This is a genomic window from Kangiella sp. (genome assembly GCF_014762745.1).
Taxonomy (GTDB): Bacteria; Pseudomonadota; Gammaproteobacteria; order Enterobacterales; family Kangiellaceae; genus Kangiella.
The window spans coordinates 1-2,575 of record NZ_JABURJ010000070.1 but is presented as its reverse complement, the minus strand read 5'-3'; the positions used below and the strand labels follow the sequence as shown (position 1 = coordinate 2,575).

General features: G+C 44.2%; 2 protein-coding genes. Both read right to left on the bottom strand.

Going from position 1 to position 2,575, the window contains the following annotated elements:
- Positions 1 to 126: 126 nt before the first annotated feature.
- Positions 127 to 1,218, bottom strand: a complete 1,092-nt coding sequence (dprA, locus tag HUJ19_RS05140) for a DNA-processing protein DprA (protein ID WP_290622632.1) — start codon at positions 1,216 to 1,218, stop codon at positions 127 to 129.
- Positions 1,219 to 1,291: 73 nt separating this feature from the next.
- A complete protein-coding gene (locus HUJ19_RS05135) occupies positions 1,292 to 2,329 on the bottom strand; it encodes a LysM peptidoglycan-binding domain-containing protein (RefSeq protein WP_290622631.1) in 1,038 nt (345 codons plus the stop codon).
- Positions 2,330 to 2,575: the final 246 nt, after the last annotated feature.

Here is a 2,575-nt window from a genome sequence, read left to right as displayed (position 1 = left end):
TCAAAGATATAGAGTAGTACGTCGAGTACGTCTTCTTTCATTTAGCTCTCTTCTGAGGTTACTGGCCAGGCCAGGTTAAAATGCTAGAGTAAAGCTAGATATACTACATGGTCTCTGTACTGATGCTTAACGGAGTCGCTGATAACCACCCGGTACGCTGGCTATGTAGTCATTTAATTCTAACAACAATAACATGTGGCTGACTACCTCTATTTCAAGTCCGCTGCGCTGAATAATAGTATCGACACTGGTGGTGCTATCATCAATGAACTTGAGCACGTCCTGATATTCTTCTTCTAAAACAATATCTTGTGCTTCTTCTTGCTGATTTTGCTCAGTTTGCCAGCTAGCCAGCGCCCCCAGCTCTTCAATAATTTCTTCGGCAGTTTCTACCAGCTTGGCACCCTGTTTGATAAGACTATGACAGCCTCTTGCTAAAGTGTTATGAATCGAACCGGGAATAGCAAAAACCTCACGACCCTGCTCCATTGCCAGCCGTGCTGTAATTAATGAACCGCTACGGATTGCAGCCTCTACCACCAGGGTTCCCAAACTCATGCCACAGATAATTCTATTGCGCACCGGAAAATTGCTGGCATTAACTGGCGTGCCCAGTGCAAACTCGGATACCAGCGCCCCCTGCTCACTGATCTGAATTGCCAGCTCTTTATGTCGCGCCGGATAAACCCGATCAAGACCAGTTCCCACCACCGCAATCGTTGGTTGCTTCACATCCAAAGCTGCTTGATGCGCAATACCATCGACACCCAACGCCATACCGCTGGTGATGACTGCTCCTGCAGCCGCTAATGTCTTAGCAAACTCACGAGTGTTTTCTTTACCCTGAGCGGTCGGATTTCGGCTGCCGACTATCGCTATCTGGTGACGGTTAAGTAAACTTTTATCGCCATGGACAAACAGCAGCTTGGGAGGATCTGGAATTTCTTTTAACAGGGCAGGGTAATCTTTACTGGTAATAGGGATGAGGTGCTTGTGCTCAGAGTCAAACCATTCCAGATCCTGTTCAATCAACTGATCAGTCACTGAGCCAAGCTTTTTGGCCAGGCCAGCACGGAAACCATGTTCCTGCAATGATGAATCAGAGAGTTCAAATAAACGGGCAAGCGAATTACCAGCCGCTAAAAAGGCCAGTAGTTTATTTGCACCAATATTAATATGAGAAAGCGCCAACCAGTGGCGCAATTCGGTTTGTTCCATAATGTTTAACCACCGTCCTTGGTGAAGAGATCTCTTTTTACGTTAACTTTTAATTAAAATGCTAATCGTTAAATTAGTATGGGTTACGTGCAATATCAAACAAATGAATCGGACGCGTTGCATTCATGATCAATGCCAGGCTAACCTTGTCATAGGTTCTGAAAATCATCAAGGTGCCCGCATGTTCTTCTGGCAAAGTTACTTCCGCATCACCACCGCGTTCGGCCGCGATTTCATCATGAATCTTTTTACCACGCTGATAAACGCTAAGCACATGACCTTCTTCCAGACCATCACGCGAACCTTTATTCAAAGTTACTACATTATATTGACCAATCTGAGTAACACCGTCATAGACAGAGATGATTTGCGCTTTAACATCAGTTTCTGGAGCACGCGGTGCATAGACCGGAGGTAATGGATTTTCATTACGAGGAAGCGCCACATCACCTTTTAAAACTTCCAATTTTGACTTTTTAATGGTCAAAGTTGAAGGATCGCCTTCGCGACTAATATTTCCGTTGGCAAGATATCGAGCTTCAACACCCAACAACTCATCGGTTTCAGGATCACGATACTCTTTACCTTTTCGATACAATCCATAAGCGCTGCCTGAACCAGCACTCAAGCCACGGATATAAACTCTGTCACCAAAGCCGCCGCTGATTAGACGCTCTTCTTCTAAATCGACAACGTAAGGAGCTGTCTCAAATACAGAAGGATCAACAACCATTTCATCAATGAGATAAGGTTTGATCATGCTTAATGGAATAGTGGTGATAGCATCGCCTTCAGAAAGCACGCGCGCTTCCGGACGTAGCTTTATGGTGCCATCACTTGCTTTAACAATGTAAGGCTTCCCGTCGATATAAACTAATTTAAGGATATCACCAGGATAAATTAGATGAGGATTTTCAACCTTAGGATTAACGTGCCAGATTTCCGGCCATAACCATGGATCGGTCAGGAAAGTTGCCGAAATGTCCCACAAAGTATCACCTTTCTGGACCACATAAGTATCCGGATGATTATCACGCAACTCGGCTGTCTGCGCGACTCCCCCAAATAAGACCGCTACCGAGGCAGTCAAAGCAATTATTAATTTTTTCATGGCTTTCCTTTGTAATTAACTGATATCGGATCCTATTGCGCTTACTATACCTCGAAAAAAAGCAATAGGAAATAGCCAAAACCCGACCTTCCAGCCAGCCTACAGGCCTTATCCGACAAGGTCAAAGTCTAAAAGGATCATCATCTTATCAACATTTCTTATCACATTACTACAACTTAATCACAGTCTAATCATAATTTTAAGCACTATCGCATTGATTTACTCTTTAAAATGGTCTTTGTCGTC